Here is a 16,271-nt window from a genome sequence, read left to right as displayed (position 1 = left end):
AACTTAAGTTTTTGGTAAAAATACTATTTTTTATTTCAAGCATTGGAATTGATTGGTATTGCCTTACTTCCGTATGCAGGATTAGAAAAAGCAATTTGAATATATTTATCTAAGATTTTGCTAACAACCCCATCACCAAACATAAAATGTTCTACAATATCTCCTACTTTAACTCCTGGATCAATTTTTTCAGGTTTTTGATTAACTACTCCACTATCATATTTTTTACTGCTCATTTCTGTTGCTGAGTGAAAAAAGATATTTTTCTCGATACTATATAAATTTGGATCTAACTCACCTATAAAACGACTCGGACCTAATTGTCCTGAAGCAATATAAGAGTATTCTCCCATAACATATGAAATAAATAATTTTTCTTGAGCTCTTGTTATTGCAACATAAAAAGCTCTTCTTTCTTCTTCTAAACCTTCTTTTGAAAACATGCTCATTCTTGAAGGAAAAACATCACTACTTAAACCAACTATAAATACAACTTTATTTTCTAATCCCTTAGCAGCATGAATTGTCATTAAAGTAACTTTATTTGGAACAACCATAAGATTTTCGTTATTTATATTTAATGTTTCTTCTTGTAAAAATTTGACTAATCGATTTGATTGTTCTTGATTTTTATCATACTCATCATCAAATTTTTTCATTTGATCAAAATATGCTTCTATATTTTCAATTGCATCAATTCCCTCTTTATCTTTAAGGTCTAATTTTTGCTTATAACCTGATTCTTTAATTAGAAAATTTGCAATATCAACAACGTTTTCGTTATTTAAAAACTTTTTATGCGCCTCTCTTAAAGCGTTACTTATTTCATATAAATTTTTAGAAATCATAATAGTCAAATCTTCTCTTTTAGTTAAAAGTTCAAACATATTAATGTTATTTTCATATGCACAATTAAATAATTTTTCAGAAGTGACAGTTCCTACTTTAGGTACAAAACTAAATACTCTTTCAAATGAAAAATCATCTTGAATTGCTACTGCTTTTAATAAAGCAGTTACATCTTTTATAACTTTTCTTTCTCTAAATTCAAAACCACCAACTAGTTCGTAAGGTATTTTAGAATTTGAGAATTCTTTTTCAAACTCAACAGACCAAGCGTTCATTCTATATAGTACAAAAAAATCAGAATATTTATAATTATTTTCTTCAACTAATTGTTTTATTTTTTTTGCAATAAACTTAGCTTCAAAATATTTTGAAGCACATTCTTTTACTTCAACTATGTCTCCTTCTTTTTTATCAGTAAATATATCTTTTTGTTCTCTATTTTTATTATTTTGAATAAAATTATTTGCTAAATCTAATATAGGTTGAGTAGAACGATAATTTTTTATTAGTTTAACAGTTTTTGCTCTTTCAAATTCTTTTTCAAAATTTAAAATAATATGTACTCTAGCACCTCTTCAAGAATAAATAGTTTGGTCAGGATCTCCAACAACTGTTAAACAACCTCTTTTGTCTGTTAATCATTTTATTAAATCAAACTGAACATTGTTTGTATCTTGAAACTCATCTACAAGTATATAATCGAATCTTTGAATTCACTTTTTTCTTACGTTCATATTTGTTTTAAACATTTTATGTACTTTTAAAAGTAAATCATCGAAGTCAACGAAATTTTTATCTATTAGATAATCTTCATAGTATCTATATACTTTTGCATAACTTTTTTCTTGACTATTAAAAGTATTATCGATTACTTCTTCTCATGATGTAAAAGAAGATTTTCAATTACTAATTCTAGATAAAATTTTTCGTTCAGGTTTATTTTTTGAGTCATCTAAATTTAAATCTTTTAGAATTTTTCTAATAATCTTTTGTTGTTCACTTGTATCAATTATAATAAAATCTTTTTTTAAGTTTGCAAACTCATAGTCTTCTCTTAAAACTCTTACACAAAATGAGTGGAAGGTTAAAATATAAGGTACAGATAAACTATTTTTTAAAATTTTTTGCACACGACTTTTCATTTCGTTTGCTGCTTTGTTTGTAAAAGTAACAGCTAAAATTTTGTAGGGGTTAATTTTTTCTTGTTCAACAAGATAAGCTATTTTATTTGTTATTACTCTTGTTTTTCCACTCCCTGCTCCTGCTATTATTCTTAGTGGAACATCAGTTGTGATAATGCTTTCTAGTTGTTGATCATTTAAATCTTTTAAAAAGTCGTACATAAATTCTCCTTAGTTTAAATTTTCTTCTTGTAAATCTTTATAAAACTCATTCACAAAATCGTTTTCAATTATTTTATTATGTCCAGGTTTTGAACTTATCATTAAATTCATAGTTATTTTATTTTTCATATCAACCAAACAAAATGATCCTAAAAGTCCACCTCAACCATACTCTCCAACATTTGTTACTGGATAAGCTTTATTTTCAATTTTAACTCTAACACCATAGCCATAACTATAATCTTCATTAACAGTTCATTTAAAATATTTTTTTAAATCTTTTAATTGATCTTTAGACATCATTTCAATAAATTTAAAATCCAATAACTGATTTCCATTATGATCTTTACCATCAATTAAAAAGTTTAAAAAGTTTTGATAATCTTTTGAAGTAGAGATTAGTCCAGCTCCTCCAAGCGCAATTGGAGATTGTTGATACATTTGTTGAAAAAACACTTTAAAGTCATTGATTTTTATCAATGTGTTTTTATTTTCTTCTCTTATACAATTATATACATTTGCTTCTTTTTGTTTGTTATTAATATAAAAAGAGCTGTCAAACATTTTTAGTTTTTCAAAAATATTTTCTTTTACATAATCATAAAATTTCTCTCCAGTTATTTTTTCAATTACTGCTGCTATTACATCTAATTCAATTCCATAATATCAATTAGTTCCAGGTTGAAAAGCTAAAGGTATCTTTGCTAAATTTTTACAAAAATCTTTATAGTCTCAATATTTTCCATCTTTTGAAGTAGCAAAGTTTTTTAAAAATTTTGTAGTTAATTTTTCAGTTTCGTTTTTTATTCCGTGATAAGTGAAGCCAGCTGTCATAGTTAATAAATGATGCATTGTTATTTTTTCTTTTTGATCTTCTAACTCATTATTTTCTTTTAAAACTTTTGTGTTTTTAAACTCTTCGTATATATCTTCTAACTTTGTGTCTAAATAAATTTTATTATTTTGAACTAGTAATAAAAACGCAACAACGGTTAATGGTTTTGTCATTGAATAAGTTCTAAATAATAAATCTTCTTTCATTTCAACATTTTTTTCTATATCGTTTAATCCAAAAGTGTTTTTATAAATTAACTTTTTATTCTTACATACTCTAATTACTGCCCCGCTTATAAATTTATCTTTAATAAAATTATTTATAAAACTATTTGAGTTTTTAAATTTATCTTTCATTTTATTTACCTCATATTCAATATCATCAACATTTATCAATCCTGGTTTGTGATCTTTTAAGTGTGAATGTTTTTTTTCTTTTTCTTTTTTAATATTTTCTATTTTTAAAATTTTAACTTTATGTTTCACAATAATTTTTCTTTTAACATCAATTGCAGCTTGATGTTTTTTTTGCAAAGCAATGGTTGCAATAATATATAAATATCAACAAACATAAACAAGATAACTTATATTTTGTAATAAAGTTATACTTTCCTTACCTTTTGTTTCATCGCTTTTATCTTTGTTTAATGTTATAAAAACTACTAAAGTAATTATTTGAAATAAAATTTGTATTAAAGTAGGAATAAAAACAAAATAAGTTTCTCTACAAAAAATATCTCAAAAGTTTATTTTCAAATTTTCTTTTTTTAATCTTAAATTTAAAATTAATTTTCCTATTGTATTTCCTTTTAAAAATATTGGTAATAAAACAAAATATAAAAATAGAAAAGTTATATTTAAAGTCGTAACTATTGTAGCTGATTTTCAATCTTCTACTTTATATAAAAATAATAATATAATCATTGGTATCGATGAAATTGTTAAATCTATAAGTCTAGCAAAAAAAATTCTCCCCAAATGTGGTATTTGCCACTCTTGTGAAGAACTCAATTTGTAATTAGATTTTTTTTCTTGATCTATTTTGTTCATTGCAATCCTTTTATTTTACTAACTTTAACAAATCTTTAATATACTTATTAAAGTCTTGACAAATTTCTCTAAACTTTGTATCTCTATTTAATTTTAATACCGAGTTGTTTTGAATAAACTCTTCTCTTTTTTCTGAGAATTTTTTTTCTGCAAAAATAATTGCTTTTTTCATTAGTAACTTGTTATTGTAAAGTTTTACTAACTGTAATCAGACAAAACACAAAGTTTTAAAATATGCATAATTTAAATGATCTTTTAAATTTTTATATTTTCCAATTCTTCTATAGTAATTTATAATATGTGTTCCTTGATTTACTAAATCAAAAGAAGAATAAGAAGGTTCTTCTAAATATCTATCTCCATATAATTTATCACCCATAAATATAAAACTTTTTGCTTGTCCTAAAACTTTATACACAAATAACATATCAAATCTTACAAACCTTCTAAATTTAAAACCAAACTCTTGTAATAAACTGGTTTTAAAAAGTTTATTAAATAATGTAGGACTTAAAAATGCAAACGGTTCAAAATTTTCTGCTAGGTTATAAGCTTTTTGATTTTCTAAAAAATTTTCTACATCGATTCCTTGACCTAAGCCTTTTAATTCAATTAAATATTCAACTAGGTCGATTTGTTTATCTTTATTTTTTTCAAGAACTTCTCTAAAACTTGCTATAAAGTTATTATCGATTGTATCTTTTTCAGAAACAAACTTTATGTATTCACCCTCTGCTAGATCAATTGCCATATTCCATGAAACCGATTTACCCTGAGAAGAACTATTTAAAATAATTTTTACATTATTTTTTAATCAAAACTCATTTTTTAAATCTTGATCTAACATACTATCTTCAATATTGCAATCTGCAATAATTATGACTTCATAGTCGTTGTCTTTTAGTTGCTCAATGTTTTTAATCGCTTTTTCAACCTTACTTAAAGATCCCTTAGAAACTAAAACAAATGAAATTAGCATAAATATTTCCTCCGCTTTTAAATTACATTCTTTATAATTTTAACATTTATTAATAAAAAAACTCTTTTAAGAGTTTTTTTATTAAAATAACAAGTTTTTAGGTGTTCTTGGAAATGAAATAACATCTCTTATGTTTGATGCGCCAGTTATATACATAACAAGTCTTTCAAACCCTAGACCAAATCCTGCTGATTTATAGTAACCATAATTTCTAAGGTTGTTATATCAGTCTAATTCGTTTATGTTTACATTCATTTCTAAGCATCTTTTTTTTAATTTTCCAAAGTCATCTTCTCTTTGACTTCCTCCAACTAATTCACCAATTCCTGGAACTAATAGATCAGAAGCAGCAACAGTAATGTTGTCATCATTTAATTTCATATAAAAAGCTTTAATATCTTTTGGGTAGTTAATTATAAATACTGGACTTTTATAAACTTCTTCACAAATATAACGTTCATGCTCAGAACCTAAATCCATACCAAATTTTATATTTTTGTTTTCAAATTCTTTTCCCTGTTCAACAGCTTTTTGTAAAATTTCAATTGCTTGTTCGTAAGTGTTTGTAACAAATTTTGAGTCTTTTGCGTTTGTAAGTTTATTTATTAACCCTTCTTCTAAGTTTGCATCACAAAACTCTAATTCTGCTTTATTGTTTTCAAAAACATAGTTAATAACAAACTTTATCATATTCTCAATTATTTCTAAGTTTTTTGCTAAATCAATAAAAGCAATTTCAGGTTCGATCATTCAAAATTCTGCTGCATGTCTTGAAGTGTTAGACTCTTCTGCTCTAAAAGTTGGCCCAAATGTATAAATTTTATTAAACGCTTGAGCATAAGCCTCTGCATGAAGTTGCCCAGAAACTGATAATGATGCTTTTTTCCCAAAAAAGTCTTCTTCATGATTTCCATCAGTTCTGGTTGTAACTAAAAACGCTTCTCCCGCACCTTCTGCATCGTTTCCTGTTATAATTGGTGCATTTACATAAACATAGTTTTGTTCTTGGAAGAACTTATGAATAGCATAAGCTAATGAACTTCTTAATCTAAAAATTGACTGAAAAGTTTTTGTTCTAACTCTTAAATGAGCAATTTCTCTTAAAAACTCTGGAGAGTGTTCTTTTTTTTGTAATGGATAATCTTCAGCAGCTTCATCTAATAAAGCAACTTCATTAGCTTGTATTTCAAATGGTTGAGGTTTGTCTGGTGTTAAAACTAACTCTCCTCAAACTTTTACAACACTACTTACTCTTGCGTTTTGAATTTCACTATATCCTTTTACTTCTGGTTTATAAACAACTTGAACGTCATTTAATGTTGTTCCATCATTTAAAACTAAAAAACTAACAACTTTCCCTTGTCTATGAGTTCTAACTCTTGCTAAAAACTCAACTTTTTTTATTTCTTCTATTAAATACTTATCATATATATCTTTAATTTGCATAAATCCTCCTAGTTAGAATTTTTTTCATCTTGGTCTTGATCGCTAAACTCTACCAAGCTTCATTCTTTTGTTACCCTATCAAAATCTGCTTTATTATTATCCATTTTTGATATAAAGCTAGCAAGTTTGTAATTATAAGATAAAAAATGTTGTCTTATTGCTTGTGTATGCATTGAGTATGAATAAATTAGATAGTCGTCTTCAATGTATTTGTTTCTTTCTAGCAGATATTCATAAGTGTCAGTTGGTGGCGTAACTTTATCATCTTTACTGTGAAAGAATAATGTTGGAAAAATTGGTTTGTATCCTTTTTTAATTAATTCAAAAACACTAGCTTTTCCAAAATCAACATCTTGTTCTAGTTCGTTATGTTTTTGCATAATTTTTAATACAATTTTTTTCGTTTTCTTTTTATTAATTATTTTTAAATAAATATTTCTTACATGTATTAATAATCTATAAACACTACCGTATGCTGCATCTGAAATTACAAATTTTAAATTTAGTTTTTTTAGTTCTTCAGAGTACTTTAAAGAGACATAGTTAACACAATATCCCCCCATACTAGTTCCGTATAAGGCCAGCGAATCAATTTTTTTATTATTTTTTAATCATTCAATTGCTGCTAATAAATCATATTCTTCTCTTAACCCCATAGTTGTTGAATTTTCTTGAGAATTTCCATGACCTCTAAAATCAAAAACTAAAACATTATATCCCATTTTTGTAAATATTTTAGCATGATGAAGTGCTCAACATTTATGTCCTGCAAACCAATGACAAGCAATTAATCATTTATTAGATTCTTTATTTGGTGTGTAAACAAATCCTGCTAATTCAATACCATCTTGTGATTTAAATGTAATAGATTCTAAGTTCTCATAGTCATCTACAACCAATTCTTCTCTTTTATAAAACCTTTTAATTATATTATTAGTTTTAACTAAAGGACGAATTGCTTTATCATATTTATTTAAATAAAAAGGAACAGGTGAATAAGGTTTTTCAAAAGCATAATAAATTTTAACAAATGTTTTTCTAACTCCATTTATTAATGTGCTTTTATTTTTTTTCTTTCTTATAAACATTTAAACCCTCCTATTTATTTATTCAAGCAATTAGTATTTCTAAGTTTCCTTTGATAACAGGTGTGCTATCTAACAAATACATAAATGTTTCTCCAACTTTGACATCTAAATCATCAATTTGACCATTCCCATTAATGACTGTCATTATCAACCATTTAGCATTGCCTGTTGAAAAATTAATATTATTATCATCATACAAGAATAATGAAAAATATTGAGAATTAAATATATTTCCTTTTGCATTTTTTACAATAAAATCTGAGTCATCTGGAATATTAACGTTATTAAGTGAGTCCTCGATATGTAACTCTCTTTTGTTACCATTTTTATCTTCTCTATCAAAATCATATAATCGATATGTTATGTCACTTGATCTTTGTAGTTCGTATAAGGTCACTGCTGGAGTTATAGCGTGAATTTTTCCTGGGAGGTACGTAAAGAAAATCTCCCTTTTTAATAGACACTTTTTTTAAAACACTATTTCAATCATTACTTTCAATTGCTTTTACAAAGTCTTCTTTTGTTTTTGCATTATGTCCATAAATTAAATAAGCATCTTCAGGACAATCTAAAATATATCAACTTTCAGGTTTTCCTAATGAATTATGTCTATTTTTAGCATACTCATCATTTGGATGAACTTGAACTGATAAAAAGTCACTTGCTGTGATTATTTTTACAAGTAAAGGAAATTCATCATATTCGTTATTAAAAAAACTATTTTCTGAGTAAAACTTTTGTAAACTTATTTTTTTATTCTTTCACTTTAAATAACCCATCCCATTATTGTGTGCAGAAGCTACTCACGCTTCTCCAATATCATTGCTTTTAATTTTATATCCCATATCTTTAAGTTTGTTACTTCCTCAAATTTTTTGAGAAAAAAAAGGTTCTATTTTAAAAATTGCCATACTAGTTTTCTGAATTTAAGTAATGATAAATAAGTAGGTCATTAAAGTAATTAAATGGAACAGATTGAGATATGTGTCCTTTAAAAGCTTTTTGATCTGGATTATCAACTATTAATGTATGGATTGAAGTTAAGTATTGAGTAATATTATTTGATGCAACTTTTCCTGAAACATAAATAATTTTTCTATTCATTTCACCAATGCTTTCAATAAAACTATTAAGTCTTGTTGAATTGCCATATCTTGTAAAAAATACAAATACATCTTTTTCTAAAGATGAATTTATTCTGTCTTTTAAAATTTCTTGATCGCTATCTAACAAGATTGCATTAAATCCTTCCTTATAAAAGAAGTTTGAAAGTTCTTGTGCAGGTCCTGCTAATAAATTCTCTCAATAACAAAAGAAAACTCTTGCTCCCTCAACATCTCTAATAACATTTAGTGTTTCAAAAATTGATCTTTTTTCAATTAAAGCAAAATTTTGCTTAATTAAATTGATATATCCAAATACAACATTTTCATCATTTTTTGCTATATTGATTTCTTGATTTTCTGCATCATTTGCTAATAAAATAGCAAAATCTCTAAAACCTTTTATATTTAATTTTTTTAACAAACCATAAATTGCACTATACCCTGTACCTGCTTCCTGAGCCATTCTTTCAATTTTCATATTTGTTTCAACAATTTCTTTTAAATGATTTTTAATGTAGTCAACAATTTTTTTCTCTTTAATTGTTAGATCTTTTTCATCAATTGTAGTTAACTTACTTAAAAACGATCTCATCTATTTATTCTCCTGTCTTATTTTTTATTTTTTATTTTTTATTAAATATTCTCTACATAAATTCGCAATCATAGCTGCATTATCTGTACAATATTGCAATTGAGGTACTATAGTCCTGCTAATATTATACATAGATGCTATGGAAAAAATTTTTTTTCTTAACAACTTATTGGAAGATACACCACCAGCAAGCGTAATTGTTCTTGGTTTAATTATTTTAATTGCTTTTTCGAACTTTATCATTAGATTTTCAATTGCACATTTTTGAAAACTTGCACAAAAATCGTTTACATTAATTTCTTTATTTGAAATTTTTAATTTATTAATTAAATTTAAACTCGCTGTTTTTAGACCTGAAAATGAGAAATCAAAACTATCATCCTTTTTCACCACTGGAAGAATGTAAAAATTTTCATTTCCATTTTGAGCATTATTATCAATTTTAGGTCCACCAGGATAACCGAGACCAAGTGCTCTTGCTACTTTATCATAACACTCACCCACCGCATCATCCTGAGTGGTTCCCAGAATTTCAAAACTTAATGCTTCTTTTAAGTGAATTATTTGAGTATGTCCTCCGCTAACAACTAAAGCTAAAACAGGATAGATGAATTCTTCTTCGATTGAAGCGCCATAAATATGTCCTTCAATATGATTTAAATCCATAATTGGTACATTTAAATACAAAGCCAAAGTTTGAGCTACTAATTTACCAATAATTAAACTTCCTATCAAACCTGGTCTTGCAGTATAAGCAATTTGCTCAACTTTATCAAGCGATATATTTGCTTTTAATAAAGCTTCTTTAATTACAATTGAAAAGTTTTTTACGTGTAATCTTGAAGCCAACTCTGGAATAACGCCCCCGTACTGGCTATGATCTTTAATTTGTGATGAAATTATGTTTGCCTTGATTTTGTTATCAATCATTATTGCAACACTAAATTCATCACAACTTGATTCGATTGCTAAAATAGTCATAAATTTTTAAAAAAATAACAGTTAGTCTGCTATTTTAATTACTGAATCTAAAGCTAATTCAATCATCGCCATAAAATTGTTTTGTCTTTCTTCTGGGGTTGTTTGTTCTTTTGTTACAAAACTATCAGAAACAGTTAATAAACATCCTGCTTGTTTTTTAGCATGAATAGCATTTGCAAATAAAGCGAATGATTCCATTTCTACAACATCAAGCTCATGTTCATCAGCAAAATTTTCTTTATTTTCATAAGTATAAAATACATCTGATGAATAAATTCTTCCTGTATGAATACTTAGTCCTTTTAATTTAGCTGTATCTTGAATTAAATTATAAATTTTTGTTCCTGCTGGGATTACTTTATTATCGATATTTGCAGCTATTTTTGCAAAATTACTATCTCCATACGCTTCTTTAACATTGTAAATATCATAAACATTAATTTCTTTACGATAACTTCCACATGATCCGACTCTAATAATATAGTCAACATCATAAAAGTTATATAGTTCATAAGAGTAAATACCAATACTTGGGCATCCCATACCACTACCAGCAACACTTACTTCTATTCCTTTATATTTTCCAGTATATATAAACATATTTCTGACTTCACTTACTAACTTGTAGTCTGTTAAGTAATTTTCTGCAATTTTTTTTGCTCTTAAAGGATCTCCTGGCATTAAAACAATTTTTGCTATTTCTCCTTTTTTGGCACTAATGTGAGGTGTCATTGAATCTTTTCCCTTCAAATATATTTTTATTTTACACACTTTTTTTAGAGAATTTATAAATAATCAAGAATAGTTTCAATTTTTTAATTATCTTATCAAATTAATTTATAATAGAGTTTAGGTGATTAAAATGGAATTTAAATTAGTTAAGCCAATCTTGAAAAAACCACTTATATGAATGGGTTCGATTGTTTTTGCAACATTAATAATTTATTTAATAGTAATATTAACAACTTCCTTAGAAAAAAAAGCGAAAATAATTTGAGTTTGTCAAATTAGTTTAAATTTTATTTGTATTTATTTTGTTAGCATAGTGTTAAACTTTTCAAAAGCTTCTGTAACAATATTTAATGATATTCACACAACTACAAATTTAGAAACAAATGAAATTAATGTAGAAATAAAAGCAAGTAAATATACACACATATTCTCTATTTTTTTTTCAATAATTTGTTTTTTTATTCACATTACGAGTGGGTCTCAATTGCAAAAAATTACATGAGGTGATTATGCAAAAAGTTATTGATGAGTTTTTATGATAATAATGGTTTATAACATAATTTATTTTTATTTATTTTTTAATATAAACTCATATTTATTGAATGCAAGTGAGAAATTTAAATTATCTTATATAGATTTTTATAAAAATGCAAAAGAACATATCGATAATAAAAAATCAGTTTAGTCTAAAAAAGATTAACTGATTTTTTTTAATATAATTTTATTAATATTTTTACCAAGACTATGAAACTTTTGTTCATATTCAGTTGGTATATTTGTTTCTAATTCTTTTAAATCTTTGTAAAGATCTGTAGTGTTATAAATTATTTTTCACATATTTAAATCAATTTGTTCTAATGTAAATAAATAAAGTTTATCATTATCAGTTTTTATTTCTAATCTGCCATTGTCTTTTAATAATTCATAATAAATATTTAAAAAACTTTTGTAAGTTAATCGTTTTTTATAATGTTTTGATTTTGGTCATGGATCAGAAAAATTTAAAAATATTTTTTCAAAAGTTTTTTTATTAAATAAGTCTTTTAGTTTTTCTGCATATGTATTTAAAAATTTTAGATTATGAAGTTCTTTATTTCTTTCTAAGGCTTTTTTTAAAGCCACACCGATTACAGTTGATTCTTTTTCCATAGCAATATAATTATTATTCAAGTTTTTTGTTGCATTATCAATTATAAATTGACCTTTACCACAACCAATTTCTAAAAAACAATTATTTTCATTTTTAAAACATTTAAATAAATTTACTTTTTCTTCTTTGTTTAATAAATGTTTTTCGTTTTCTTTTATAAAATCTTTTGTTCAGTTTTTATTTCTTAATCTCATTATTTTACTTTCTATATAAGTACAAAAAAGAAAATCATACCTATTGAAAAAAATATTGTAGTTGATAAAGCATCAACAATTGTTGTAAGTAGTGGACCTGCCATTATAGCTGGATCCATTTTAATTTTTTTTGCAATAATTGGTAATGTGGCTCCTATTACTTTTGAAAAAACAATTGATAAAAACATTGCTATTGAAATAGTTGCAATTACATATCACAAAACTTTTTGATTTATGTCACCTTTAAATTCAACTGCATATATTATTATCATTCTTACAAAGTTTACGCAAATTAAAATTATAGCTAGAAATGATGATACACAAATTTCTTTTCCTAAAACTTTTAAATAATGTTTTGGTTCAATCTCTTTTAAAGAAAGCGATCTAACAATCATTGTTGATGATTGACTGCTTGCATTTCCTGTAGTTCCTGAAATAACTGTTAACAATGGAGTTAGTAATATAGCGACTATATAACTAATTGAAAAATTTGCTTTTTCTGTTTTAATAGCTGAGATTTGATCTTCTACACCATATAGGTTTAAAAAAACTAAAATGATAACTTGAGTTATTGTTGCAGATAACATTAAGAATAATAATCATATGATTCTGGACTTAACCATTTTTCAAATACTTGTTTTAAAATACTCGTCTTCTACAGGACTTATACCTGCCATTTTATGAATATCTTCAGTAGCTTCTTCTTCTAAAACATCTAAAACATCATCAACAGTTATAATTCCAACAAGTTTATTTTGACTATTGATAATAGGTAATGTTGTAACGTCATACTTTTTAAACATGTTTGCAACTTCTTCTTGATCTGTTTTAGTAGTTGCTAAAATAATTCTATCATCCATTATATCTTTAATTAGTTGATCACTTTTTGAAAAGAAAAGAGTTTTTAATTCAACAACACCTTTTAGATTATTTAAATCATCAACTACAAAAAAGTAATGTACTTCTTCTGCTTCTTCTCTTTCTTTTTTTATTGCATTAATCGCTTCTCTTACAGTTCAATCTAAATGCAACTTTGTGTAATCTACTGACATAATACTTCCAGCTGTATTAACTTGATATTTCAAAATTGAGTTAATTTGAAGTCTAGATTCAGGAGTTGTAGCTCTTAAAATTTTTTCAACAATGTCTGCTGGTAGTTCTTCAATAATTTCAACAATATCATCTGTAAAAATTTGATCAAATAATTCTTTTATTTCTAACGAAGTATATGAACTAATTATTTCTTCTTGTATGTCGTTATTAAAAAATGGAAATATTTCTCCAAGGTCTTCGGTTGGCATTATTCTTAAAGCAATTATAATTCTTTCGATTGGCAAACTACTTAAAGCATCAGCTAAATCTGCTGGATAATAATCTTTTAAAGTTTCTCTGTACAAGTTAAAGTTGTTTGTTTTTAAAATATCATCTAATAACTCGCCGAGCTTGTCTGGTGATAAGTTTTGTTTTCTCATGTTTCTCCTTTTATTTAATTAATAAATATTTTAATTCTTCTTCTAAAAGTAATTTTGGTTCTAAACCTTGACCAATTAAATTACCTATAAAATATTTTATGCCTAACATTTTTAAAGTTTTATAAATCATATAAGTATCAACATTTGTTGCTACTAACTTTGCATTTATTTTATTACAAATTTTTAAGCTATTTAAAACTATTTGTTCATTTTCTTTAACCATATTTATTTTTTTAGTTATATTTCTATCTAAAAAAACATAGTCTGGTTGATAAATTCCAACCAACCTAAAATCTGTATCAATTGACCCAAAATCAGAAATAGAAAATTTTACTCCAAGGTTTTTTAATTCTGTTATATTTTTTTCTAATAGTTTTGTGTTTTCAACTTCTTGAGTTATAGAAAAATTAAAAACTATATTTTCAATATTAATTTTAAATGCTTTAATTTTACTAATAAAGTTTTCTACATTAAAGCTTTCACTTGAAATAAACAATGAATCATAACTTATAAAACTTTTTTTAGTTGTTAGCTTATGCTTTGCAATAGTTTTTAAGGAATTTAGTGCAAGATATCTAGTGAATAATGAAGTTAAACCATATTCTCTTATACTATTTAATTGTTTGTTAAAAAGTTTTGAAGTAATTTCAATACCTTCAATTGCACTATTTAAATAATAACTTTCTAAATCATTATTTTCAATATTATAAATTGATTCAAATATTGTTGCACTATGGTTTAAAGCAACTATTTCATTTAAAGTAAGAATTTTTTTATATTTAGTTTTTTCTCTAACTACTTCTTTAGGTTCAACTAAAATAACTTTATGTTTATCACCAAATGAGTTGTTGTTTTGTGTAATCACGTTATATTCAAATAAAGTTTCTAAACTATTTGAATGATAACCATAAAAAGAAACTACTCCTTTAACTTTAATACTTACTTTGAAGTTTTCAATTTTAAAAGTTGTTTGTATCTTTGATAATGCTTTAGAAACTCTTTCTAATACTTTATTTGTTCTTAATTCTCTTGTACTATCATCAATACTTTCCATTGGAATAAATATTCCAAACGTTTTATAATTTGGTTTAAAAAATATTGCACTAGGATAAATTTCATAAAATATTTCATGAGCTTGTTTTGCAATTGATGTTACAACAGTTTCTCTAATTTCGTTATTTACTTTTTCATCAAACTTATCGTAATTTTTTATAAAAAATGTGAAGTAAGTTCCAAAACGTGTTCTAGATTTGTGAATAAAACTTAAGATTTCTTCATGTGCAGATGCTTGATTTAAATAATATTGATAATCATACCTAACAACATTTTGAAGCTGCAAGGCATGGTTGTATATTTGATCAATAATTGCAAGATAAGCATAAGTTAAATACCCAACTCCTAATCACATTAGTATTGTTATTAAATAATCAATTGTTTCTGTTGCTTTAATATTTGGTAGAGAAATAATTGTTGCAGTTATTAAAGATATAATTGTAATTAAAGATCATGCAGATCAATTTGTAATTTTCTTTCAAAATAAATTAATAAAATAAATTACAAGAATTACCATATAACTAACAACAACTAAAGCGAGAGTTTGTTCATTATTTACTTCAGGAAAATATTCAGGAAATGGATTAGGTAATAAAAACAATCCTAACATATTACATACAATTACTCCTAAAGAAGCATAAATTGAAATGAAAATTAAACAAGTTCAAAATAAAAAGATTGGCAATAAAATTGGTAGCATTATATTTTTATTATCTTTCATAAGTAAAGATAATATAATAACTCCAAAAATTGAAATAACTCCTAAAACTAAACCAAGAACAAGTTCATAATAAATTTTGATTTTATCAAACAAGTGTCTTGATAAACCCCAAGTAATAGTGTATACAAAAGCCACGATTGCTGTATAAGAAAGACATGCAATTAATGCAAATAAAATATTCAAAATAATCACGTTCCTTTCTTATAAAACAAAAAAAAATGGTGGAGATGGCGGGAATCGAACCCGCGTCCAAAATACTCCGAACCACAACGTCTACAGTTTAGTCTCTTCTGAACTACTCTACAAATCAACAGAAGAAACATGATTTGATTTGTAGAGTTAGCAATTGAGCTTCAATAATACTTATTGCTAAAATCGTATTACCTATTACATTCTTTATTACGTTAAATCAGAACGATGTAAGAATCCTAAATAACGTTGAACTGCTATTAACCTTAAAGGTTAATTAAGCCATTAACATAGCTCCAGCTGATGCATTATTGATCATAAACGCTGGCATTTCAAATTTTTCTGATTTTTTGTTTGCATTTTATCAAACCTAGTAGTATTAAGGTCTACCGAACCACTGCAGTTATGGGCGAGACATATCCTGTCGAAACCGGGACACCCCCATATAAATATTATAAAACAAAATTTAAAAAACTGATAAGTTATTTACTA

The 16,271-nt window shown here is 25.4% G+C and carries 14 protein-coding genes and 1 other RNA gene; 1 reads left to right on the top strand and 14 read right to left on the bottom strand.

What is annotated here, in order from left to right:
- Positions 1-23: 23 nt before the first annotated feature.
- The 10 genes from SGLAD_RS00610 to deoD all read right to left on the bottom strand — a co-directional run bounded on the left by SGLAD_RS00610 (position 24) and on the right by deoD (position 11,000).
- Complete coding sequence (locus tag SGLAD_RS00610; RefSeq protein WP_134297122.1) at positions 24-2,192, bottom strand: ATP-dependent helicase; 2,169 nt, start codon at positions 2,190-2,192, stop codon at positions 24-26.
- Positions 2,193-2,201: 9 nt separating this feature from the next.
- A complete protein-coding gene (locus tag SGLAD_RS00605) occupies positions 2,202-4,076 on the bottom strand; it encodes a serine hydrolase (RefSeq protein ID WP_134297121.1) in 1,875 nt (624 codons plus the stop codon).
- Positions 4,077-4,086: 10 nt separating this feature from the next.
- Positions 4,087-5,055: a glycosyltransferase family 2 protein gene (locus SGLAD_RS00600; protein WP_134297120.1), complete on the bottom strand. Its 969-nt coding sequence runs from the start codon at positions 5,053-5,055 to the stop codon at positions 4,087-4,089.
- 81 nt (positions 5,056-5,136) lie between these two features.
- The gene (gene asnS, locus SGLAD_RS00595) at positions 5,137-6,501 is read right to left on the bottom strand and encodes an asparagine--tRNA ligase (RefSeq protein WP_134297119.1); all 1,365 of its coding nucleotides are present in this window, start codon (positions 6,499-6,501) and stop codon (positions 5,137-5,139) included.
- A gap of 8 nt (positions 6,502-6,509) precedes the next feature.
- Positions 6,510-7,589, bottom strand: a complete 1,080-nt coding sequence (locus SGLAD_RS00590; RefSeq protein ID WP_134297118.1) for an alpha/beta hydrolase — start codon at positions 7,587-7,589, stop codon at positions 6,510-6,512.
- A gap of 10 nt (positions 7,590-7,599) precedes the next feature.
- Positions 7,600-7,986: a hypothetical protein gene (locus SGLAD_RS05350; RefSeq protein WP_208338087.1), complete on the bottom strand. Its 387-nt coding sequence runs from the start codon at positions 7,984-7,986 to the stop codon at positions 7,600-7,602.
- The gene (locus tag SGLAD_RS05345; protein WP_208338086.1) at positions 7,925-8,500 is read right to left on the bottom strand and encodes a type I phosphomannose isomerase catalytic subunit; all 576 of its coding nucleotides are present in this window, start codon (positions 8,498-8,500) and stop codon (positions 7,925-7,927) included. The genes SGLAD_RS05350 and SGLAD_RS05345 overlap by 62 nt, the downstream gene beginning before the upstream one ends.
- Position 8,501: 1 nt before the next feature.
- Positions 8,502-9,287: a MurR/RpiR family transcriptional regulator gene (locus SGLAD_RS00580; RefSeq protein WP_134297117.1), complete on the bottom strand. Its 786-nt coding sequence runs from the start codon at positions 9,285-9,287 to the stop codon at positions 8,502-8,504.
- A 24-nt stretch (positions 9,288-9,311) separates the two neighbouring features.
- The gene (gene tsaD, locus SGLAD_RS00575; RefSeq protein ID WP_134297116.1) at positions 9,312-10,268 is read right to left on the bottom strand and encodes a tRNA (adenosine(37)-N6)-threonylcarbamoyltransferase complex transferase subunit TsaD; all 957 of its coding nucleotides are present in this window, start codon (positions 10,266-10,268) and stop codon (positions 9,312-9,314) included.
- Positions 10,269-10,289: 21 nt separating this feature from the next.
- A complete protein-coding gene (deoD, locus tag SGLAD_RS00570; protein WP_134297115.1) occupies positions 10,290-11,000 on the bottom strand; it encodes a purine-nucleoside phosphorylase in 711 nt (236 codons plus the stop codon).
- 130 nt (positions 11,001-11,130) lie between these two features.
- Here deoD and SGLAD_RS00565 point away from each other — a divergent pair, with 130 nt between their 5' ends.
- Positions 11,131-11,685 carry a hypothetical protein gene (locus SGLAD_RS00565; protein ID WP_134297114.1) on the top strand — a complete coding sequence of 185 codons (555 nt, stop codon included), beginning with the start codon at positions 11,131-11,133 and terminating at the stop codon, positions 11,683-11,685.
- A gap of 11 nt (positions 11,686-11,696) precedes the next feature.
- Here the strand turns inward: SGLAD_RS00565 and trmB are convergent, their stop codons facing one another.
- From trmB to ssrA, 4 genes are all read right to left on the bottom strand, one after another.
- Entirely contained in the window at positions 11,697-12,344 is a 648-nt protein-coding gene (gene trmB / locus SGLAD_RS00560) for a tRNA (guanosine(46)-N7)-methyltransferase TrmB (protein ID WP_134297113.1), read from the bottom strand.
- Between the two features lie 11 nt (positions 12,345-12,355).
- On the bottom strand, positions 12,356-13,816 hold the full coding sequence (gene mgtE, locus SGLAD_RS00555) for a magnesium transporter (RefSeq protein WP_134297112.1): 1,461 nt from the start codon (positions 13,814-13,816) through the stop codon (positions 12,356-12,358).
- 10 nt (positions 13,817-13,826) lie between these two features.
- Positions 13,827-15,773 (bottom strand): EAL domain-containing protein, encoded by a 1,947-nt coding sequence (locus SGLAD_RS00550; RefSeq protein WP_134297111.1) that lies wholly within the window; start codon positions 15,771-15,773, stop codon positions 13,827-13,829.
- Between the two features lie 36 nt (positions 15,774-15,809).
- Positions 15,810-16,222: a transfer-messenger RNA gene (ssrA, locus tag SGLAD_RS00545) on the bottom strand.
- Positions 16,223-16,271 lie beyond the last annotated feature (49 nt).

The sequence above is a fragment of the Spiroplasma gladiatoris genome (assembly GCF_004379335.1).
In the GTDB taxonomy this organism is placed as follows: domain Bacteria; phylum Bacillota_I; class Bacilli_A; order Mycoplasmatales; family Mycoplasmataceae; genus Spiroplasma_A; species Spiroplasma_A gladiatoris.
The sequence above is the reverse complement of the archived record's forward strand: the minus strand, read 5'-3'. Positions and strand labels throughout refer to the sequence as shown.